This window comes from Pseudomonas sp. H1_D05 (genome assembly GCF_054682705.1).
In genome coordinates this window covers 750,700-769,226 of the sequence record NZ_CP162825.1, presented here as the reverse complement: position 1 = coordinate 769,226, position 18,527 = coordinate 750,700, and the positions used below count along the sequence as shown (strand labels likewise).

The 18,527-nt window shown below is 59.5% G+C and carries 21 protein-coding genes, 1 pseudogene and 1 riboswitch; of the genes and pseudogenes, 11 read left to right on the top strand and 11 right to left on the bottom strand.

Features of this window, described 5'->3' with window-relative positions; all coding sequences use genetic code 11:
- Nucleotides 1-2 precede the first annotated feature (2 nt).
- Nucleotides 3-641 carry a uracil phosphoribosyltransferase gene (gene upp / locus AB4O11_RS03445; protein WP_007912842.1) on the bottom strand — a complete coding sequence of 213 codons (639 nt, stop codon included), beginning with the start codon at nucleotides 639-641 and terminating at the stop codon, nucleotides 3-5.
- A 163-nt stretch (nucleotides 642-804) separates the two neighbouring features.
- On the opposite strand from upp, the gene AB4O11_RS03440 reads away from it, so the two are divergent.
- The 3 genes from AB4O11_RS03440 to AB4O11_RS03430 all read left to right on the top strand — a co-directional run bounded on the left by AB4O11_RS03440 (nucleotide 805) and on the right by AB4O11_RS03430 (nucleotide 2,374).
- Nucleotides 805-1,362, top strand: coding sequence for a hypoxanthine-guanine phosphoribosyltransferase (locus AB4O11_RS03440; RefSeq protein WP_008086142.1), 558 nt, complete (start codon nucleotides 805-807; stop codon nucleotides 1,360-1,362).
- A gap of 180 nt (nucleotides 1,363-1,542) precedes the next feature.
- A complete protein-coding gene (locus AB4O11_RS03435; RefSeq protein WP_460130145.1) occupies nucleotides 1,543-2,022 on the top strand; it encodes a hypothetical protein in 480 nt (159 codons plus the stop codon).
- Nucleotides 2,023-2,086: 64 nt separating this feature from the next.
- Nucleotides 2,087-2,374: a PA4642 family protein gene (locus tag AB4O11_RS03430; RefSeq protein WP_093441345.1), complete on the top strand. Its 288-nt coding sequence runs from the start codon at nucleotides 2,087-2,089 to the stop codon at nucleotides 2,372-2,374.
- Nucleotides 2,375-2,441: 67 nt separating this feature from the next.
- Here AB4O11_RS03430 and mqo read toward each other — a convergent pair whose 3' ends face one another.
- Together mqo and AB4O11_RS03420 are read right to left on the bottom strand one after the other, a co-directional pair.
- Nucleotides 2,442-3,950, bottom strand: coding sequence for a malate dehydrogenase (quinone) (gene mqo / locus AB4O11_RS03425; RefSeq protein WP_093441341.1), 1,509 nt, complete (start codon nucleotides 3,948-3,950; stop codon nucleotides 2,442-2,444).
- Between the two features lie 710 nt (nucleotides 3,951-4,660).
- Complete coding sequence (locus AB4O11_RS03420) at nucleotides 4,661-4,894, bottom strand: hypothetical protein (protein WP_007912834.1); 234 nt, start codon at nucleotides 4,892-4,894, stop codon at nucleotides 4,661-4,663.
- Nucleotides 4,895-5,098: 204 nt separating this feature from the next.
- Between AB4O11_RS03420 and AB4O11_RS03415 the strand changes: the two genes are divergently transcribed.
- Nucleotides 5,099-5,683 (top strand): YajG family lipoprotein, encoded by a 585-nt coding sequence (locus tag AB4O11_RS03415; RefSeq protein ID WP_007912832.1) that lies wholly within the window; start codon nucleotides 5,099-5,101, stop codon nucleotides 5,681-5,683.
- A gap of 292 nt (nucleotides 5,684-5,975) precedes the next feature.
- Here the strand turns inward: AB4O11_RS03415 and AB4O11_RS03410 are convergent, their stop codons facing one another.
- Complete coding sequence (locus AB4O11_RS03410; protein WP_008083982.1) at nucleotides 5,976-6,182, bottom strand: hypothetical protein; 207 nt, start codon at nucleotides 6,180-6,182, stop codon at nucleotides 5,976-5,978.
- A 193-nt stretch (nucleotides 6,183-6,375) separates the two neighbouring features.
- On the opposite strand from AB4O11_RS03410, the gene AB4O11_RS03405 reads away from it, so the two are divergent.
- A complete protein-coding gene (locus AB4O11_RS03405; RefSeq protein ID WP_016985168.1) occupies nucleotides 6,376-6,654 on the top strand; it encodes a hypothetical protein in 279 nt (92 codons plus the stop codon).
- Between the two features lie 60 nt (nucleotides 6,655-6,714).
- Here AB4O11_RS03405 and AB4O11_RS03400 read toward each other — a convergent pair whose 3' ends face one another.
- Nucleotides 6,715-7,878 carry a 1-acyl-sn-glycerol-3-phosphate acyltransferase gene (locus AB4O11_RS03400; protein WP_200887272.1) on the bottom strand — a complete coding sequence of 388 codons (1,164 nt, stop codon included), beginning with the start codon at nucleotides 7,876-7,878 and terminating at the stop codon, nucleotides 6,715-6,717.
- 142 nt (nucleotides 7,879-8,020) lie between these two features.
- Between AB4O11_RS03400 and AB4O11_RS03395 the strand changes: the two genes are divergently transcribed.
- From AB4O11_RS03395 to AB4O11_RS03385, 3 genes are read left to right on the top strand one after another with little or no spacing between them, the layout of a single operon-like run.
- Nucleotides 8,021-8,203, top strand: a complete 183-nt coding sequence (locus tag AB4O11_RS03395; RefSeq protein ID WP_460088974.1) for a CPXCG motif-containing cysteine-rich protein — start codon at nucleotides 8,021-8,023, stop codon at nucleotides 8,201-8,203.
- A 9-nt stretch (nucleotides 8,204-8,212) separates the two neighbouring features.
- The gene (locus AB4O11_RS03390; RefSeq protein WP_007912819.1) at nucleotides 8,213-8,473 is read left to right on the top strand and encodes a putative signal transducing protein; all 261 of its coding nucleotides are present in this window, start codon (nucleotides 8,213-8,215) and stop codon (nucleotides 8,471-8,473) included.
- A gap of 36 nt (nucleotides 8,474-8,509) precedes the next feature.
- Nucleotides 8,510-9,133, top strand: coding sequence for an SOS response-associated peptidase (locus AB4O11_RS03385; protein WP_099757161.1), 624 nt, complete (start codon nucleotides 8,510-8,512; stop codon nucleotides 9,131-9,133).
- A gap of 204 nt (nucleotides 9,134-9,337) precedes the next feature.
- Here the strand turns inward: AB4O11_RS03385 and AB4O11_RS03380 are convergent, their stop codons facing one another.
- Together AB4O11_RS03380 and AB4O11_RS03375 are read right to left on the bottom strand one after the other, a co-directional pair.
- Nucleotides 9,338-10,042, bottom strand: a complete 705-nt coding sequence (locus tag AB4O11_RS03380) for a methyl-accepting chemotaxis protein (protein ID WP_460092273.1) — start codon at nucleotides 10,040-10,042, stop codon at nucleotides 9,338-9,340.
- Between the two features lie 198 nt (nucleotides 10,043-10,240).
- Nucleotides 10,241-10,300 (bottom strand): annotated as a pseudogene (locus AB4O11_RS03375) (hypothetical protein); the annotation flags it as partial.
- A 1,441-nt stretch (nucleotides 10,301-11,741) separates the two neighbouring features.
- Between AB4O11_RS03375 and AB4O11_RS03370 the strand changes: the two are divergent.
- The gene (locus tag AB4O11_RS03370; protein ID WP_093441307.1) at nucleotides 11,742-12,560 is read left to right on the top strand and encodes a M48 family metallopeptidase; all 819 of its coding nucleotides are present in this window, start codon (nucleotides 11,742-11,744) and stop codon (nucleotides 12,558-12,560) included.
- A 124-nt stretch (nucleotides 12,561-12,684) separates the two neighbouring features.
- Here AB4O11_RS03370 and AB4O11_RS03365 read toward each other — a convergent pair whose 3' ends face one another.
- The 3 genes from AB4O11_RS03365 to AB4O11_RS03355 form a co-directional block, all read right to left on the bottom strand.
- On the bottom strand, nucleotides 12,685-13,269 hold the full coding sequence (locus tag AB4O11_RS03365) for a TMEM165/GDT1 family protein (RefSeq protein WP_077574495.1): 585 nt from the start codon (nucleotides 13,267-13,269) through the stop codon (nucleotides 12,685-12,687).
- Nucleotides 13,270-13,356: 87 nt separating this feature from the next.
- Nucleotides 13,357-13,481, bottom strand: a riboswitch (yybP-ykoY riboswitch).
- 39 nt (nucleotides 13,482-13,520) lie between these two features.
- On the bottom strand, nucleotides 13,521-14,519 hold the full coding sequence (locus tag AB4O11_RS03360) for a methyltransferase (protein WP_460130142.1): 999 nt from the start codon (nucleotides 14,517-14,519) through the stop codon (nucleotides 13,521-13,523).
- 31 nt (nucleotides 14,520-14,550) lie between these two features.
- Nucleotides 14,551-15,516, bottom strand: a complete 966-nt coding sequence (locus tag AB4O11_RS03355) for a 2-hydroxyacid dehydrogenase (RefSeq protein WP_460096895.1) — start codon at nucleotides 15,514-15,516, stop codon at nucleotides 14,551-14,553.
- A gap of 91 nt (nucleotides 15,517-15,607) precedes the next feature.
- Between AB4O11_RS03355 and AB4O11_RS03350 the strand changes: the two genes are divergently transcribed.
- A complete protein-coding gene (locus AB4O11_RS03350) occupies nucleotides 15,608-16,237 on the top strand; it encodes a LysE family translocator (protein WP_034154346.1) in 630 nt (209 codons plus the stop codon).
- Between the two features lie 117 nt (nucleotides 16,238-16,354).
- Here AB4O11_RS03350 and AB4O11_RS03345 read toward each other — a convergent pair whose 3' ends face one another.
- The gene (locus tag AB4O11_RS03345) at nucleotides 16,355-17,119 is read right to left on the bottom strand and encodes an AraC family transcriptional regulator (protein ID WP_320336340.1); all 765 of its coding nucleotides are present in this window, start codon (nucleotides 17,117-17,119) and stop codon (nucleotides 16,355-16,357) included.
- A gap of 84 nt (nucleotides 17,120-17,203) precedes the next feature.
- Here AB4O11_RS03345 and AB4O11_RS03340 point away from each other — a divergent pair, with 84 nt between their 5' ends.
- Nucleotides 17,204-18,388: an MFS transporter gene (locus tag AB4O11_RS03340; RefSeq protein ID WP_220556979.1), complete on the top strand. Its 1,185-nt coding sequence runs from the start codon at nucleotides 17,204-17,206 to the stop codon at nucleotides 18,386-18,388.
- Nucleotides 18,389-18,527 lie beyond the last annotated feature (139 nt).

Genomic DNA, 18,527 nt, shown 5'->3' with positions numbered 1-18,527 from the left:
GGTCACGCGTCCTTCTGCTTGGTGCCGAAGATCTTGTCACCGGCGTCGCCAAGCCCTGGGATGATGTAACCGTGCTCGTTCAAGCGCTCATCGATGGACGCGGTGTAGATGGTCACGTCCGGGTGAGCCTTTTCTACGGCGGCAATACCTTCCGGCGCGGCAACCAGCACCATGGCGCGGATGTCTTTGCAGCCGGCTTTCTTCAACAGATCAATGGTCGCCACCATCGAGCTGCCGGTAGCGAGCATCGGGTCGATGATCATCGCCAACCGTTCGTCGATTTCCGGAACCAGTTTTTCCAGATAAGTGTGCGCTTGCAGGGTTTCTTCGTTGCGGGCAACGCCCACAGCGGAAACCTTGGCACCCGGGATCAGGCTCAGCACGCCTTCGAGCATGCCGATGCCGGCGCGCAGGATCGGCACGACGGTGATCTTCTTGCCGGCGATCTTCTCGACCGACACGGTGCCGCACCAGCCTGCAATATCGTAGGACTCCAGCGGCAAATCTTTGGTAGCTTCATAGGTCAACAGGGCGCCGACTTCCTGAGCGAGCTCACGGAAGTTCTTGGTGCTGATATCGGCGCGGCGCATCAGGCCGAGTTTATGACGGATCAGCGGATGGCGGATCTCGAGGATGGGCATGGAAAAACTCCGGCGGCGGGCAAAAAAACCGGCCTAGATTAATCTATCCGAGGGTGATGTCCTATAGGACATTCTGTACGTTAGTCCATAAAGGCTTGATTCGGCCTCAATGGATGCGTACCTTTGCCCGCTTTTCCGAAAACATCCCCCCCTGGAGAGCGCCATGTCCGCTGATCTCGAGCATATCCGTCAAATCATGCGAGAGGCTGACTGCCTGTACACCGAAGCTGAAGTCGAGGCCGCCATCGCCCGCGTCGGTGCACAAATCAACGAACAACTGGCTGACAGCAATCCGGTAGTGTTCTGCGTGATGAACGGCGGGCTGATTTTCTCCGGCAAACTGCTGACGCATCTGCAGTTCCCGCTGGAAGCCTCCTACCTGCACGCGACCCGTTATCGCAACGAAACCAGCGGCGGCGACCTGTTCTGGAAAGCCAAGCCGGAAGTTTCGTTCATCGACCGCGACGTGCTGATCATCGACGACATCCTCGACGAAGGTCACACCCTCGGCGCGATCATCGACTTCTGCAAACACGCCGGTGCGCGCAAAGTGCACACCGCCGTGCTGATCGACAAGGATCACGACCGCAAGGCGCGTCCTGACCTGAAAGCCGATTTCGTCGGCCTGCCGTGCATCGACCGCTACATCTTCGGTTACGGCATGGACTACAAAGGCTACTGGCGCAACGCCAACGGGATCTTTGCCGTTAAAGGCATGTAATCCGCGCCTCGATCTAAATGTGGGAGCGAGCTTGCTCGCGAAAGCGGTGTATCAGTCGACATCTGTTTTGAATGTCAGTCCGCCTTCGCGAGCAAGCTCGCTCCCACAGTGTTTTTGTGTGTGCTGATCCATCCGCGATACCCATGCTAGAGTGCTCGGCCCCGCCCTCCGGAGCCTGTCATGCGCCTCTTGATCCGCAGCTTTGCCGCCCTGTTGCTGACCTTCAGCCTGCCGCTTTTTGCCGCGCCGATGCACAGCCAGTTCCTGCCGCCGGACGATCTGACCGTGCGCGATGCCGAGCCCGAGCAGCAGCAATTGCTGCAGGTCACTGATTATTCCGTGGTCGTCGGCGCGCAACGCCAGTCCAATCAACAACCGATCCCGGTCACTTCACCGCTGCTGATTCGCCTCAAGGGCAAATCCCTGAACAAAGGCGCGACCATTACCCAAGTGCTGGTGAATTTCGACGGTGAAAGCAAAAGCCTGAAAAAGCCGGTTTATGACGACAAGAGCAAAACCCTCACACTGTTTTATCCACAGGCCCAATACCGCGTGATCATCGATCTGCTGCGCAACGACACCGTGTACGTGCAGTTCCTCAGTTACGCCAACGGCCACATCTGGGCCGATTTGCACACCGGGGCGGTGCGATCGCGTTGAGCCGGGCGGCCGGGCAGGGGGTAAACTGCCCGCCCCGTGTAATGTCTGCGAGCTGGAGTCGGCAATGCGTAAAGATAAGAAACAAGTGATTGGTGACGAGATCGGCGATGAGCAGATCAAGCTGTTCCTCGATTTTGAGCCGGTCGACGCCACTTCGCCGTCGCTGCACAAACTGATCAAGGCTTATCGTGGCCTGCGCATTGATGATTTCGAGCGGTTTCTGGGCTTCTTCGTCGCTGCCGGTTACGACGTTGATGGCAAGGACGAGCAGGGCAAGACCTTCGTTGAGCTGATCGCCGATCAGCGCAATGCCCCGGAATACATCGAGCTGATCGAAAAGTCCCGCACCTGAGACTTTTCCCAGGCATAAAAAAACGCCCCGCACTCACTGAGTACGGGGCGTTTTTTATACGGCAAGATCAAGCGTAGCTTGGGGTCTCGCTGCTTTCTTCAACCAGTTCCAGCGCGATGTTGTTCTGCGTGTTGATCTTGCGATACAGCGCAGCATCGGTTTCCAGGACCTTTTCACGGGCCGGGAAGATCTCGGCCAGTTTGCCAGCCCACTCACCCTTGGCCTTGGCCGGGAAGCATTTCTCGATCAGTTCCAGCATGATCGAAACGGTCACCGAAGCGCCTGGCGAAGCGCCGAGCAGGGCGGCGAGGGAGCCGTCCTTGGCCGACACCAGTTCGGTACCGAACTGCAGGATGCCGCCCTTTTTCGGGTCTTTCTTGATGATCTGTACCCGTTGGCCGGCCACTTCCAGGCGCCAGTCTTCGGCTTTCGCCTCCGGGTAGAAACGGCGCAGGGAATCCAGACGCTGTTCCATCGATTGCATCACTTCGCTGACCAGGTACTTGGTCAGGTCCATGTTGTTTTTCGCCACGGCCAGCATCGGCCCGATGTTGCCGGCGCGAACCGACAGCGGCAGGTCCATGAAGGAGCCGTGCTTGAGGAACTTGGTGGTGAAACCGGCGTATGGCCCGAACAGCAGGGACTTCTTGCCGTCGACTACGCGGGTGTCCAGGTGCGGCACCGACATCGGTGGCGAACCCACCGCGGCCTGGCTGTACACCTTGGCCTGGTGATGCTTGACCACTTCCGGGTTGTCGCAACGCAGCCACTGGCCGCTGATCGGGAAGCCGCCGAAGCCTTTGCTTTCCTCGATGCCCGAAGCCTGCAGCAACGGCAGCGCCGCGCCACCCGCGCCGAGGAAAACGAACCTGGCGTCGACTTCACGGCTGCTGCCGCTGTTGACGTCCTTGATGCTGACGGTCCAGCCAGCGCCGTTACGCTTGAGGCCGGTGACGCGCTTGCAGTATTTGACTTGAGTGTCGGGAGCGCTGGTCAGGTGCTTGAGCAACTGGTTGGTCAGGGCGCCGAAGTTGACGTCGGTGCCGTTCATCACGCGGGTCGCGGCGAGGACTTCGTCCGGCGAGCGGCCCGGCATCATCAGCGGCATCCACTCGGCCATCTTGGCCTTGTCTTCGGTGTACTCCATGTCGGAGAACGCGTGATGCTTGTGCAGGACCTCGAAACGTTCCTTGAGGAAGGAAACGCCTTTGTCGCCCTGAACGAAACTCAGGTGCGGCACCGGGCTGATGAATGATTTGCACGAGCCGAACGTGCCTTTCTTGGTCAGGTACGACCAGAACTGCTTCGACACCTCGAACTGGGTGTTGATGTGCACGGCTTTCTTGATGTCGACGGTGCCATCGGCGGCTTGCGGCGTGTAGTTCAGCTCGCAAAGGCCAGCGTGACCGGTGCCGGCGTTGTTCCAAGGGTTGGAACTCTCGGCAGCACCGGAATCCATCAGCTCGACGACTTCCAGCTTGATCGCGGGGTCGAGCTCTTTGAGCAGCACGGCCAGGGTGGCACTCATGATGCCCGCCCCAACCAGAACTACGTCGACTGCTTCGTTATGCGCCATTTAACGCGTCTCCAAAATCTGCAGCACCAAATTGTCGGCATGGCTGCCAGGCATTCCGGGACAGGTCAGTGATGTCCAGGCTATCCATGGTCAGGTTCGCCATGTCCGAATCTTCGCAATTTTTCGCAACTTCGACGGATGTATGCGGCTTGGCTTTCAAGAGCTCCATGAACTCATTTCAGCACGCAGCTGGCAATTCGACTTATGGTCGAGACATCCGTTTTTGTGCAACCAAATCCGTAGCGGACAGGCTTCAGGCTCCGATATTCGAGGTATACCCGGTCCTGTGTCGTTGGGCTGTTTCAGACGCTAATGGTGCATGTTCAGACGCAAAACTTTTCATTTGCTCGCCACACTCTTGTGAAGTTGTGAAAACCCGTTTTTTTCACGCTCTTTTGAAGACGTGAACCTCAAAAAAGGGCTGTCCAGGCCTGGCACCTTGCCCGCAAAGGCAAAACAACGCGGTGGCCGAGCGTCATGACAGCTCTGCAGATTCGCGAAAAGCGGGGTTTTTGCCGGAAGAACAGGCAAGCGCGCCAACTTCACTCGATCTGTGTGGGCGGCTCTCTGTGGGCGATTTTGGGTGTCGATGCATGCGCATTGACGCTGTTGCGGGGCCCGATCAGGAGACGTCCTTATAATCGGGGGGAGATTGTATCGAAGAAATGCGGGCAGTTGCTCGTGTTTAATGACTTTTATTAGGCATCCGGTCAGATGCTCAACATCGCTTGCACCCGTGCACGGGGCTGCGACGCTATGACGCGGGCGCTGGCGGGCAGTGGCTGGTGCAACCAGTTGAGGCGGATTTCTTCGATTTCCACCCAACCGTCGCCCATCGGCTGCAGGCTGCACTGCTTGAATGCCTGGCAATGGCCATTGCGGTCGAGCAGGGCGAAGCTGCGGTGCAGCGGACGTGGGGCGAACAACGAGATCAGATAACGCATGATTGAGTACCTTGTGGGGGACTGATTGCAAGGTTGCCAATGCGCCGTGACGTGAACGTGTATGCCGGGTGAATAATCTGTGACAGGAACCGCTTTCCCACGGGTTTGTCAGACATTTCAGTATTCGCTGCCGGGCGCTGGTTACCCGCACTGGCCCACCGCTATACTGCCGGCCTGTTTGTGCCTGATTCTGGAGAGAAGAGCATGTTGCAACGCCTGTTGTTCGGTTTGATCACTGTGGCCGGTTTGACCCTGGCCGGCTGCGCCCACAGCCCGCAACAACTGAGCCCGGAGCCAAAGCTGACCACTCAGCTGCCAGCGGTCGGCCGTGGCCAGCCAGTCGTCGTGCGTGTGGTTGACGGTCGTCCGTCGCCAACGTTGGGCACCCGTGGCGGCCTGTACCCGGAAACCAGCGCTATCACCGTGCAGCGCGAGCAGATCCTGCCGAAGTTGCAGGCTCAGGCTGAAGCCGCCGTGCGTTTGCTCGGCTTCACCCCGACCAACAACGCGCCAAATGCTCCGCAGTTGACCGTGACCCTGGCCGAGCTGAAATACCAGTCGCCGAAAGAAGGCATGTACGTGACCGAAGCGACCATTGGCGCAACCTTCCGCTCTGATGTGCAGAACGCCAACCGCCGTTATAGCGGCCGTTACGGCGCTTCGCTGGACCAGCGTTTCGGCATGGCGCCGAACCAGGAAACCAATACCAAACTGGTCAGCGATGTATTGAGCGATGCGCTGACGCGTCTGTTCAAGGATCCGACGGTGGGTCAGGTTCTGGCTGAGTAAGTTTTCGGCGGATGTGAAAAAGCCCGGGATCAGTGATGAGCCCGGGCTTTTTTGTGGGACTTGAAATCGTACCCCCTCACCCCAGCCCTCTCCCCCAGGGGGGAGAGGGGGAAAGGGAGCCGATCTGTGTTGTGCCTGGGATCTGCATTCATCTCGGAGTTTCAGGTCGATTTGCGTTGTTCTTGAGATCTACATTCACCTCGGACTTTCAGGTCGATGTACCTCGACAAAACAACTCGGTCGGTTCCCTCTCCCTCGGGGAGAGGGCTAGGGTGAGGGTGCTTTTGCTTTTTCAGGCCGCCTGGGAATAAAAGTCGAGGACGCTGACACCCGTCAGCAAATCAGTCTCGGGCAAATCCGCATGCTGATGCCCGCCCAGCGCGCAATACACCAGCCAATGGCGATCCTGAACATTGAAGGCAAGGCTGCCGACGAGACTTTGCTGTTCGTCGTAAGGGGTGATGAGGTACAGACGATCCTGATTTTCAGCGTGAAGCATGTCGCGTTCCATGTGCGTTTCGAGGCGCGCATCTTGGTGTATCCACATGACGAAGCCGTGACACAGGGCAGCCATCGGTCGATTGTCAGGTTATTTGTCGCAAAGGCTGGGGTTGAACGGGCAGGTTTGGTTAGAATCCGCGCCGCAGTCGTCGATCTGGCGTCTGCCACACCGGTTCAGATAGAGGTCTGTGATGTCGCTGCACTTGATGACGCTGTTTACCGCCCATCCCGCCAAGTTGATCAACTTGCTGGCGTTGTTGTTGGCGTTTCCGGGGAGTTGGCTGCTGCACGCCACTCGTCGCCGTGAACAACGTGCGATGGCCAGCATTGCCGCTCAGCGCCAGGCGCAACCGAATGCCGAACCAATCCTTGATTGGGCGACTTTGCGCATGAACCGGTTTTTCTATCGTTTTGGTTTTGCTTGCCTCGGGCTGGCCCTGATCGTCTCCTGGATCAGCACGCGCTTCTGAAAGCTTCAGGCATAAAAAACGGCGCCCGAAGGCGCCGTTTTTGCGTCAGCTGGAAACCGCTTACAGCGGCAACCCAGCCTTGACCCGGTACTGATTGCGCACTGGCGTCGCATATTGCAGCACCAGATATGGACGATGCTCTTCCGGGCAGGCATCCAGCCGGCTCTGCCATTCTTCCTGCGCCTTGGCCAGCTCATCCGCCGGGAACACCTCGGCAGCCTTCGGCACATTCAACTGCGGATCGGCATCGGCCCACTGCGCGTACGCCAGGTAATGCACCGGGAACAACCGGTAACCGCCGAGAATTTGCTTGTCCATCTCGACCGCCAATTGCTTGGTGTCTTCGAACAGCTCGGTAATCGGCGCGGCAAAGTTCACGTGCACCCGGCCCTTGTAGCCGGTGATGCCCTTGGCAATGCTCACATCATCCTCACCCGGCGCTTTCGCGTAAGTGCCGGTGGTGGCGCGGATGTACAGCTCGCGAGCCTTGGCCTGGTCGCACGGGTCATATTCGTAGCTGATCGACACCGGGGTAACGTTCAGCGAGCGGATGACTTCGCCGAACGGCTCGTCCTTGCGGCTCATGTGGAACATCTTGAGGATCGCCGACTCGGTGCGGTCGTCGCCGTCCTTCGCCCGGCCTTCAGCCTGAGCGATCCAGATCGACGCGCAATCGTTGCGGATCGAGTGGTTGATGTACGCTGATAACAGTTGATAAGCGGCCATTTTCTCGCGACGGCCGGTGATCGAACGATGAACGATGAAACTCTTGTTCAGGCGCATCAGGTCGCTGACAAACGGCTTCTGCAGCAGGTTGTCGCCAATCGCAATGCGCGGCGTCGGCAGGCCGGCGTGGTACACGGCATAGTTGACGAAGGCCGGGTCCATCACGATGTCGCGGTGGTTGGCGATGAACAGATAAGCGCTGCCGGACTTGAATTGCTCGACACCGGTGTAGGTCACGCCATCGGTGGCGCGCTCGATGGTGTGGTCGACGTAGGACTCGACCTTGTCCTGCAACGTCGCCACCGACGTCACGTCGGCGAACTCACGACGCAGCCGATGGGCTATAAGTGGTTTGAGCATCCAGCCGAAGGCACCGGCAAAACGCGGGAAGCGGAAGTGGGTGAGGATATCTAGAAACGCCTTGTCGCCGAGCAGTCTTGCCAGTACCACAGGTACTTCGCTGTCGTCGTAAGGTCGGATGGCATCGAATTCGCCCATCATGCTCTCTTGTTGGAAACGGCTAGGGTAAGTAAAGGTTTTGATCGAAAACCCGCGGGGCACGGTCTGAAAAAGTAGCCAGACAAAAATAGCCCTGCAAATAGACCGGCGATTATACGCACAAGTCACTTGGGAGACCGCGATGCTGGAAACCGCTGAATACGAATGTCCTTATTGTGGGGAAACGGTCGAGACGACAGTGGACTTGTCCGGCGGCGATCAGACCTATATCGAGGACTGTCAGGTGTGTTGTCGGCCCATCACGTTCGTATTGCAGGTTCATGGAGAGGAATGGCATCTGGAAGTCTTCAGCGAAAACGAGTGAGGCGCGCCCATGCAGCGAATCTACGAGCCGGAAAACCTGATGGAAGGCGAAATGCTCAAGGGCATGCTCGCCAGCGAAGGCATCGAGGCGCATCTGATCGGCCGCGATTTGCTCGGTGGTACGGGCGAATTGCCGATTTTCGGTTTACTGGGACTGTCCGTCGATAACGACCAGGCCGAATACGCCCGTGAGCTGATCACCGCGTACAATGCCGCGCTGCCGCTGCCCGGCGATGAACCGGAGAGCTTCCCCGGGACGCTGGTCTGTTAGGCTGGCCTTCGTTTTACTTCAGAGTCGTGTTGCCCCATGTGTGGACGTTATGCCCTGTTTCGCTGGAACCGCGATTTCGCGGCCCTGCCTGGTTTTCCCGCCGATCAGCAGGCGCAGTGGAACATTTCCCCCAATGATTCGGTGTTGATGCTGCGTGCCGCTGAAGATGGCCAGCGCAGCCTGGCCCGCGCCCGTTGGGGATTAACGCCGCCGTGGCTGACCGATCTGTCGAAAACACCGGCACATGCCCGGGCGGAAACCGTGGCCGAGCAGCCGATGTTCCGCGAAGCCTTGCGTCTGCGCCGCTGCCTGCTGCCGGCCAACGGTTTTTACGAATGGCGCGGGACGCAGCGCAAGCGGCCGTTCTGGCTGACGCCGGGGGAGGGTTCTTCGCTGTTTTTCGCGGCGATCTGGGAGGCGTATCCGGTGCAGGAACAGGTGTGGTTGAGTACGGCGGTGATTACTCAGCCGGCGTCGAGTCAGCGCCGGCCGTTGATTCTCGATGAGGCGGGGCAGGCGGCGTGGCTCGATCCCGAGACGCCGTTGCATGTGTTGCAGGGGTTGCTGGCCAGTGAACCGGCGGCGTTACGCGAGCGGGTGCTGGCGAATCTGATTAATGATCCGAAGCTCAATGGACCGGAGTGTTTGACTCCGGGTTAGAGCATTTAGATCAAAAGCCCCTCACCCTAGCCCTCTCCCGGAGGGAGAGGGGACTGACCGCGGGATATTGACGAAACACACCGACTTGAAAGCTTTTCACCGAATCCATAATCGCCACGATTTTTCAGGTCGATGTATGACGGGAGACAACTCGGTCGGCCCCCTCTCCCTCCGGGAGAGGGCTGGGGTGAGGGTGTCTTAACCTCAGACCTTGAACTGATTGATCAACCGCCGCTGCTGCTCTGCCAGCTTGGTCAAATCGGCACTCGCCGAACTCGACTCATCCGCGCCCCCCGCCACTTCGTTGGCCACTTGCCCGATGTTGATCACATTGCGGTTGATGTCATCGGCCACCGCACTCTGCTCTTCCGCCGCACTGGCAATCTGCGTGTTCATGTCGTTGATCACCGAAACCGCCTGGGTGATCGTTTCCAGCGCTTCAGCCGCTTTCGCCGCATGCTGCACGCTTTCGTCAGTGCGGTTCTGACTGTCCTCCATGACCCGCACCACATCGCGGGTGCCTTGTTGCAGTTGCTGGATCATGGTCTGGATTTCTTCAGTGGCTTTCTGGGTTTTCTGCGCCAGATTGCGCACCTCGTCGGCGACCACGGCAAACCCACGCCCCTGTTCACCGGCACGCGCCGCCTCGATCGCCGCGTTCAGGGCCAGCAGGTTGGTCTGCTCGGCGATGCCGCGAATGGCGGTGAGAATGGCGTTGATGTTCTCGCTGTCCTTGGCCAGGGTCTGTACCACATCTACTGCCTTGCCGATTTCCAGCGCCAGCACGCCAATCGAATTGGACGTATCGCGGACAATCTGCATGCCCTGGCTGGCGGCCTGGTCGGCATGACTGGCCGCTTGTGCAGCCTGCGTCGCGTTACGCGCGACGTCCTGCGCGGTGGCGGTCATTTCCTGCACCGCCGTGGCGACCTGATCGATCTCGGCCATTTGTTTTTGAATGCCGATGTTGGTGCGAATGGCAATGTCGGCGGTGTGTTCCGAGGAATCGCTGACGCTCTGCACCGACGTCACCACCTGCGTGATCATCGCCTGCAGCTTGGCCAAAAAGGTATTGAAGCCCTTGGCGATCGAGCCCAGTTCATCACTGCGATCGCTGCTCAAACGTCGGGTCAGATCACCTTCACCTTGAGCGATGTCATTGAGCATGGCGACCATTTGCTTCAGCGGTCGGGCGATGCCGTGGCCGACCAGCCAGATCACCAGCAGACCGAGGCCGGCGATCAGCAGACCGACCATGGCCATGCCGAAGGTGTCGGATTTGCGCTGAGCATCCAGATCGGCCTGTAGCTTTTGCAGATCAGCCATCACCGCGTTGAGTGGCAATTGCAGCATCAGTGTCCAGCGTGCGTCGGTCTGGCCGATGCCGAATGGCAGGTACAGTTCGATGCGACCCTTGTCCTTGTTGACCGAGTAAGTCACTTCGCCGCGTTTGAGATTGGCCATGTTGGCGGTCTGCTCAGCGTCGAGGATGTCGCTGACTTTTTCGCCGAATTTGCTCGGGTCTTTGGTGTAGGCGACGATCCGGCCGTTGCCGCCGATCAGGGCCATTTGCCCGGCGCCGCTGTAGAGCTTCTGGTTGGCGCCGAGGAGCATTTCCTGAATGAAGTTCACCGACAGGTCGGCGCCGACAATGCCCTGGAAGGCGCCGTTAAGCATGATCGGTTCGATAAAGGAGGCGAGCATGACGATCTTGTCGCCGACCTTGTACGGCGCCGGATCGATCACGCAGGATTTTTTGCTTTCTTTCGAGCACAGGTAGTACTCGCTGGCACGCACGCCGGTAGACAGGACTTTCTGGTCGTCGACATCGACCAGTTTGTCCAGGCCAAGGGTGCCGTCATCGTTGCGGAACCACCACGGCAGGAAGCGCCCGTTGGCGGCATCGATCCCGACCACGCTGGTGCCGATATAGGCCGCGTCGTTGTGATCGAGGGCGTTTTTCTCCCAGCCGATGTAGGTGCCGAGAATTTTCGGGTTCTTTTCGACGTTCTCTTTGATCAGGCTGATCAGTTGCTCGCGACTGACAGTGAGGCGCGGCTGACCATCTGCGCCCGGCGTACCGAGCAGGGCGTTGACCCGCACCAGGCCACCGGCAATCAGCAGCGGCGCTTCGAGTTCGCGCTGGATCTGGCTGACCTGGGTTTGCGCCAGCGAGGTCAGGCGCTGTTCGATGACTTGCTCGAACTGCGCCTGGGTGCGCTGTTGCACCATCTCTTGCGTGCGCGCGCCGGAAAACAGCGCATACAGCACCAGCGCGGCGACCACGCTGAGGACGATGGCGCCGGCCAGGGCGGCGACGGAAAACTGGATCGACTTGAACTTCATGGGAGCTCCGCACGCAAGAGGACGTCTGCGCTGATGTATCGGCAGCGGGCATTGGGCCATGAGTGCGAGCCGGAGCAATTGAAAGCCAATGTCGCAAATGGATCAGTGCGCGACGCAGCTGCACGGGACTTGGCGGTCGCTGTGAATTTTTTGCGACAGCTCTGGTGGGAAACGTCTGAAAGTCGCTGCAACACGTCCGTTGTATCTGGCGTCGATACAATTACCCGCCTAGGATACGCGCAGGTTTTCAGGGAGCTTTTGAATGAACAAGACATTGGTTGTAAGTGCACTGAGCGCAGCGCTGTTGCTGGCCGGTTGTCAGTCGGTCAACACCACCAGCGGCGGTGCCGTGGGTGTGGAGCGCAAGCAGTACATGTTCAGCATGCTGTCCTCGCAAGAGGTCGACCAGATGTATGCGCAGTCGTATCAGAAGACCGTCGGCGAGGCGTCCAGCAAAGGTGTGCTGGACAAGACCAGTCCCGAGGCCAAGCGGGTTCAGGCGATTGCCAACCGTCTGATCGCCCAGGCGCCGAACTTCCGTCCGGATGCTGCGCAATGGCAGTGGGAAGTCAATCTGATCAAGAGCGATGAGCTCAACGCCAACTGCGGGCCTGGCGGCAAGATCATTTTCTACACCGGGCTGATCGACAGTCTGAAACTCACCGACGATGAAATCGCCGCGGTCATGGGCCATGAAATTGCCCACGCCTTGCGCGAGCACGGTCGTGAAGCGATGTCCAAGGCGTACGGGATTGAAATGGCCAAACAGGGCGCGGGTGCGTTGCTGGGTCTGGGGCAGGACAGTCTGGCGCTGGCTGATACCGTGGCCAACTACGGGATGACCCTGCCGAACAGTCGCGCCAACGAAAACGAAGCCGACCTGATTGGTCTGGAACTGGCCGCACGCGCCGGGTACAACCCGAACGCCGCGATCACTTTGTGGAACAAGATGAGCAAGGCATCGGAAGGTTCGCCGCCGGAGTTCATGAGCACTCACCCGGCTTCGACCAGCCGGATTGCCTCGTTGCAGGCGGCAATTCCGAAGGTCATGCCGTTGTACGAAAAAGCTCCTAAATCCTGAGTCAGTGATCGTTCCCACGCTCTGCGTGGGAATGCCTCAAGGGACGCTCCGCGTTCCAAGCGGGACGCAGAGCGTCCCCGGCTGCATTCCCACGCAGAGCGTGGGAGCGATCCTTCACTGAGGATTAAACCCAGCCGCTGCTCTGCATCGCCTTGTACACCGCAACGATCGCCAGAATCATGAATGCCGAAGCCGCGAGGCGACGGATCAAGGTCAATGGCAGTTTGTCTGCGGCGAAATTACCTGCCAGCACCACCGGCACGTTGGCAATCAACATGCCCGCCGTCGTACCGATAATCACCAGCCACAGTTCCGGATATTGCGCGGCGAGCATCACCGTCGCGACCTGAGTCTTGTCACCCATTTCTGCGAGGAAAAACGCAATCAGCGTGGTCAAGAACGGCCCGAACTTGCGTGCGGTGCTGGTTTCATCGTCATCCATTTTGTCCGGAACCAGTGTCCACAGCGCCGTGGCCGTAAAGCTTGCGGCGAGAATCCAGTGCAGCGTGGCATTCGAGAAGAAGCTGCCAAACCAGGCGCCGACCGCACCGGCTGCTGCGTGGTTGGCCAGGGTCGCGGCGACAATACCGGCAATGATCGGCCAGGGTTTGCGGAAGCGAGCGGCGAGAATCAGCGCGAGCAGTTGCGTCTTGTCGCCGATTTCGGCCAATGCAACGATTGCGGTGGGAACGAGTAACGAGTCCAGCATCAGGATTTCCTAAGGGGCGGGTCGACACGGCTATGACACGTACAGCCTTCCCGCCCCGGGTAAGGTGTGCGTGTCATAGGTCTTGTCAAACCCTGCGATCCGTCTGCTGCGGGCGCTTGGGTCGCATACGCCATGATCTGAGGATCAAGTATGTTGACGTATGCCGGACGAGCTTGGCGCTCGTGGGAGACTACTCCCCTAGGACGGAGCGGATTCTGCCTTCGCAAATCCGATTGAGCAAGAACAAATTTTCAGCCGCGCTTGGCCCGGTAGATGCGGAAACCATTGCCTTCGGCCTTGATTGCACAGACGCCCAGATGCTCTTCGATCAGCGGTTGATACTTGAGGAAGCTGTTCGCCACCAAGCGCAGCTCGCCGCCATTTTTCAGATGTTTGGCCGCTTTTCGCAGCAAGTTCTCGGTTGCGAAATAATCGGTGTGCACGCCGACATGGAAAGGTGGATTGCTCAGAATCGCACTCAAACCCATCGGCGCGGCATCGATACCGTCGCTAGTCAGCACTTCAGCTTCCAGACCGTTGGCCGCCAATGTCAGGCGGCTGCTGGCGGCGGCGAAGGCATCGACATCGAGCAGGGTCACCTGATTGTGCGGGTAGCGACGCTTGACCGCAGCGCCCAGAACCCCGGCACCGCAGCCGAAGTCGAGCAGATGGCCGCTCGGCAGTTTGTCCAGATGCTCCAGCAGCAGGGCACTGCCGCGATCCAGGCGACCGTGGCTGAACACGCCCGGCAGGCTGATAACTTTCAGCGGACCCTCGGCCAAAGGCAATTCATAGGTCTGCGCCAGGCTTTCCAGAGACTTGGCTTCAGGCGCGTTGGCCACGGTGACTTGCCAGAGCTGGCAGTGCCGCGCGCTGTCGAGTTTGCGCGGCTTGCCGAACGGGTTGAGCTGCTTGGATGCGCCTTCGATGCCGCTGCGCTTTTCCCCGACCAGAAATACTTCACGCCCGGCCAGACGCGAGGCCACGGCATTGAGGATGTAATCGGTCAGGTCTTTGGACTTGGGCAGGAACACCACGGCGCTGTCGAACTCGAGCTCTGGAATGTTCACGCCGAAATGGCTGCGCCCTTCGAAACGGGCATCCAGTGCGGCCTGGTCGCCGGCATGCCAGCACCAGCCGAATGCGTTGGGCAGGCGTCCGAGCAAATCATCGGCGGGCAAACCGGCCAACAACAACGAACCTTGAAACAACTCGGGCTGACGAAGCAGTACTTCACTGCGCGGATCCATAACTGCTCCTCAAAAAAAGTGCCGCAGTTTATCAACTGACGACCCGCAGCGCCTTACCGCTGAAGAACGCCTGAGCGTTTTCGGTCAATTGGCCGACGATGCGCTGCCGAGCCTCGCGGCTGCCCCAGGCGTTGTGTGGCGTAACGATCAGGCGTGGGATGTCCGCCGCGAGCAACGGATTGCCTTGGGTCGGCGGCTCGACGCTCAACACATCGGTAGCCGCGCCGCCGAGGTGGCCGTTGCGCAAGGCATCGGCCAGCGCCTGTTCATCGATCAGACCTCCACGCGCGGTGTTGACCACGAACGCACCGGGCTTCATCGACGCCAACTCGCGAGCACCGATGAAGTGGCGGGTGTGTTCGTTCAGCGGGCAGTGCAGGGTGAGGGCGTCGATTTGTGGCAGCAGTTCATCCAGCGGCAAACGATCCGGGCGAGCTGGGCGCCCGGGAATCTGCCCGAGCAACACGCGCATGCCGAACGCTTCGGCCAATCGCGCCACGGCGCCGCCAAGTTCGCCATGACCGAGCAGGCCGAGGGTTTTGCCTTGCAGTTCTACGATCGGGTAGTCGAGCAGACAGAACTGTTTGGCCTGCTGCCAGCGGCCTTCGCCAACGGCTTTTTGATAATCGGCCAGACGCGTGGCGAGGTTGAGCAGCAGCATGATCGTGTGCTGCGCCACCGACGGCGTGCCGTAACCCTGACAGTTGCACACGGTGATGCCGTGAGCGCGGGCGGCCGCAAGGTCGACGTTGTTGGTGCCGGTGGCGGTGATCAGGATCAGCCTCAGGTCGGGGTTGGCGGCCATGGCGGCGGCGTCGATCAGGATCTTGTTGGTGATCGCTACGGTGGCGCCTTGCAGGCGTTCGGCGACTTGCCCGGGCAACGTTTGGGCGAACAGCTGCAGATCGCTGAAACACTCGCGCAACGGACTAAGGTCGAGGTCGCCGAGATCCAGCGAAGGGTGATCAAGGAATACCGCGCGGTGCGTGTTCGTCATCAACTGTACCTTTCGTGCTGTGAGCGTAGGGCGTAATCTGCCGAGCCTACCAGATGAAACAAATTGATACGCTTGGCCGAAAGGAGCCCCCATGTACTGGACCGAGTTCTTGACCGTTGCACTGATCCATTTGCTGGCTGTCGCCAGCCCCGGCCCGGACTTTGCGGTGGTGGTGCGCGAGAGCGTGACCCACGGTCGTCGCGCCGGTACCTGGACCGCATTGGGCGTGGGCACGGCGATTTTCCTGCACGTTGGTTATTCGCTGCTCGGTATCGGCCTGATCGTGTCGCAATCGATCGTGTTGTTCAACGCGTTGAAATGGGCGGCGGCGGCTTACTTGCTGTACATCGGCTTCAAGGCATTGCGCGCGCAACCCGCGAAAGTCGTGGCCGATGACCTGCACAAAGAGGCCGGCGTACGCACGGCTCGCGGCGCGTTCACGTCGGGCTTCGTCACCAATGGTCTTAATCCGAAAGCCACGCTGTTCTTCCTGTCGCTGTTCACTGTGGTGATCAACCCGCACACGCCACTGGCGGTGCAGGCCGGTTACGGGATTTACCTGGCGGTCGCGACTGCGTTTTGGTTCTGTCTGGTGGCGATGTTGTTCAGTCAGCAGCGGGTGCGTGCCGGTTTCGCCCGCATGGGCCACTGGTTCGACCGCACCATGGGCGCGGTGCTGATCGCTCTCGGCGTGAAAATCGCGTTCACCGAGATGCACTGATCTCAGAACCGCGACTTGAACCTGTGGGAGCGAGCCTGCTCGCGAAGGCGTTGGATCAGTCGACATTATTGGTGGCTGAAAGAGCGCTTTCGCGAGCAGGCTCGCTCCCACAGGGCCTTACACCAGTTCGCTGAGTTTGCTCAGGGTGTTCAGGTAGTCGCGGGGATTCTCTCCCAGCAAACGGCGAAACATCGCGCTGAACGCCCGCGCGCTGCCGTAACCCAAGTCCTGCGCCACACGCTGCACGCTGTCCCCGGCGAGCAGGCGCGGCAGGGCTTCCATCAGGCGCAGTTGCTGGCGCCAGGCGTTGAAACTCATCTGCACTTGTTGCTGAAACAGCCGCGCCAGCGTGCGTGAGCTGGCGCCGACCTGCTGCGCCCAGTCCTCCAGCGTATTGGTGTGATCGGGGGTGTGCAGCAGTGCCAGACAGATATTTTGCAGACGCCGGTCGGTTGGCATCGGAATGTGCAGCGGCAGGTTTTCCAGACCGGCGAGTTCTTCCAGCATCAACTGCTGAATCAGCGGATTGTCGGCATGTGGCGGCCCTTGCACGGCACGCAGGATCAGCTCGCGCAGCAGCGGCGTCACCGCCAATACGCAGCACTGTTGCAGGCCGGCGGGTGACAGTTCTGGTGCGATGAACAGCGAGCGCATCTGCACGTCGCCGCTCATGAAAATCTCGTGCGCCACTTCTGGCGGAATCCACACCGCGCGACTAGGCGGAATCACCCATGCACCCGAGTCCGTGACCACGCGCATGATCCCGCTGACCGCATACAACAACTGCGCCTCGCGATGCAGGTGCAGCGGCTGGTGCGCGCCATCCAGATAATCCCGGGGGTAGGCGCTCACCGGGCCGTGTTCGAAATGGCTGATCAACATGTCTGATTCGATGACTTGTCTGGCAGGAATGCGCTTTGTGGCCAACTTAGCATAGCGCCACACAACAACGTAAAGCGTGCCGCCATGAATCAATCCAGAAACGTCATTCGCTATATCAACGCCGCCCATGTGATCGATCACATGTTCATGCTGATATTTCCCGCCGCCGTGCTCGGTATGACGCAGGCCTTCGGTCTCGACTACGCCACGCTGATCGGCCTGTCACTGGGCGGCTTCATTGCCTTCGGCGCGTGTTCGCTACCCGCTGGTTGGCTCGGCGATCACTGGAGTCGGCGGCAGATGATGCTGGTGTTTTTCTTCGGCATCGGCGCTTCAGCGATTTTCACTGGCCTGAGCAGCAGCCCGGCCATGCTGGTGATCGGTCTGACCCTGATCGGTATTTTTGCGGCGATTTATCACCCGGTCGGCACGGCGATGTTGGTCGCTTATGCACAAAATCGCGGCCGGGAAATCGGCATCAACGGTATGTGGGGCAATCTGGGTGTGGCGTTTTCGGCGCTGATCACCGGTTTGCTGGTGGCGCAATTCGGTTGGCGCTCGGCGTTTCTGATACCGGGCGCAGTGGCGATTGTGCTGGGGGTTGGCTTCGCCTTGCACGTGCGTGAAGAGCCGATTCCGAAGCGTGCGCACACGCCACTCAAGGGGGCCGCTGGCCAGCGTATTTCCATGCTCATGGTGTTCGGCGTGCTGGCGCTGGCGACGGCCACTGGCGGCGTGGTGTTCAACGCCACCACCATGACCTATCCGAAGCTGTTTCAGGAGCGTTTGCATGAGCTGTTTGCCTCGCCGCAAACCCTTGGTGTGGTGGTCAGTCTGGCCTATGCCTTTGGTGCGGTTGCACAGTTGAGCATTGGTCGGGTGTTGCATCGGCTCAGCCTGAAATGGCCATTCATTGTCCTGACGCTGTGCCAGGCACCGCTGCTGTTTGCGCTGGCCTATGCCGACGGCTGGGCGGTGATCGCCCTCGGCGCAGCGTTCATGTTCGTGGTCTTCGGTCAGGTCACCGTCAACGATGCGATGGTCGCCAACTTCGTCGCCCCGCAATGGCAATCACGGGTGTTCGCCCTGCGTTACTGTTTATCGTTCGGTGCCAGTGCGACCGCGATTCCGCTGATTTCCTATGTCGAACCGCGCCATGGTTTTGTAGGCCTGTACTTGATTCTTGCGGGTTTCGGCGCTTTGACCTTCCTTGCAGCAGTCGTATTCCCACGGACGCCTTCCGAGGAGGCTGTAGGGCAAACAGCCTGATCAATAGCGAAAACCGGCAAATGCTGGCGCAAGGCTAGCATTTGTACGGCTTTGCAAATCATTCCTTTGGCTGATTTGGCTGGCGTATAAGGGTTCTAGAGTACCGATCTCTACGCCAACACCGTGCAGTCAGAAAAGG

Excerpts from the sequence above, each read along its gene's own strand:
- upp (WP_007912842.1), bottom strand. The coding sequence starts at position 641 with ATGCCCATCCTCGAGATCCGCCATCCGCTGATCCGTCATAAACTCGGC.
- AB4O11_RS03440 (WP_008086142.1), top strand. The coding sequence starts at position 805 with ATGTCCGCTGATCTCGAGCATATCCGTCAAATCATGCGAGAGGCTGAC.
- AB4O11_RS03435 (WP_460130145.1), top strand. The coding sequence starts at position 1,543 with ATGCGCCTCTTGATCCGCAGCTTTGCCGCCCTGTTGCTGACCTTCAGC.
- AB4O11_RS03430 (WP_093441345.1), top strand. The coding sequence starts at position 2,087 with ATGCGTAAAGATAAGAAACAAGTGATTGGTGACGAGATCGGCGATGAG.
- mqo (WP_093441341.1), bottom strand. The coding sequence starts at position 3,950 with ATGGCGCATAACGAAGCAGTCGACGTAGTTCTGGTTGGGGCGGGCATC.
- AB4O11_RS03420 (WP_007912834.1), bottom strand. The coding sequence starts at position 4,894 with ATGCGTTATCTGATCTCGTTGTTCGCCCCACGTCCGCTGCACCGCAGC.
- AB4O11_RS03415 (WP_007912832.1), top strand. The coding sequence starts at position 5,099 with ATGTTGCAACGCCTGTTGTTCGGTTTGATCACTGTGGCCGGTTTGACC.
- AB4O11_RS03410 (WP_008083982.1), bottom strand. The coding sequence starts at position 6,182 with ATGCTTCACGCTGAAAATCAGGATCGTCTGTACCTCATCACCCCTTAC.
- AB4O11_RS03405 (WP_016985168.1), top strand. The coding sequence starts at position 6,376 with ATGTCGCTGCACTTGATGACGCTGTTTACCGCCCATCCCGCCAAGTTG.
- AB4O11_RS03400 (WP_200887272.1), bottom strand. The coding sequence starts at position 7,878 with ATGGGCGAATTCGATGCCATCCGACCTTACGACGACAGCGAAGTACCT.
- AB4O11_RS03395 (WP_460088974.1), top strand. The coding sequence starts at position 8,021 with ATGCTGGAAACCGCTGAATACGAATGTCCTTATTGTGGGGAAACGGTC.
- AB4O11_RS03390 (WP_007912819.1), top strand. The coding sequence starts at position 8,213 with ATGCAGCGAATCTACGAGCCGGAAAACCTGATGGAAGGCGAAATGCTC.
- AB4O11_RS03385 (WP_099757161.1), top strand. The coding sequence starts at position 8,510 with ATGTGTGGACGTTATGCCCTGTTTCGCTGGAACCGCGATTTCGCGGCC.
- AB4O11_RS03380 (WP_460092273.1), bottom strand. The coding sequence starts at position 10,042 with ATGACCGCCACCGCGCAGGACGTCGCGCGTAACGCGACGCAGGCTGCA.
- AB4O11_RS03370 (WP_093441307.1), top strand. The coding sequence starts at position 11,742 with ATGAACAAGACATTGGTTGTAAGTGCACTGAGCGCAGCGCTGTTGCTG.
- AB4O11_RS03365 (WP_077574495.1), bottom strand. The coding sequence starts at position 13,269 with ATGCTGGACTCGTTACTCGTTCCCACCGCAATCGTTGCATTGGCCGAA.
- AB4O11_RS03360 (WP_460130142.1), bottom strand. The coding sequence starts at position 14,519 with ATGGATCCGCGCAGTGAAGTACTGCTTCGTCAGCCCGAGTTGTTTCAA.
- AB4O11_RS03355 (WP_460096895.1), bottom strand. The coding sequence starts at position 15,516 with ATGACGAACACGCACCGCGCGGTATTCCTTGATCACCCTTCGCTGGAT.
- AB4O11_RS03350 (WP_034154346.1), top strand. The coding sequence starts at position 15,608 with ATGTACTGGACCGAGTTCTTGACCGTTGCACTGATCCATTTGCTGGCT.
- AB4O11_RS03345 (WP_320336340.1), bottom strand. The coding sequence starts at position 17,119 with ATGTTGATCAGCCATTTCGAACACGGCCCGGTGAGCGCCTACCCCCGG.
- AB4O11_RS03340 (WP_220556979.1), top strand. The coding sequence starts at position 17,204 with ATGAATCAATCCAGAAACGTCATTCGCTATATCAACGCCGCCCATGTG.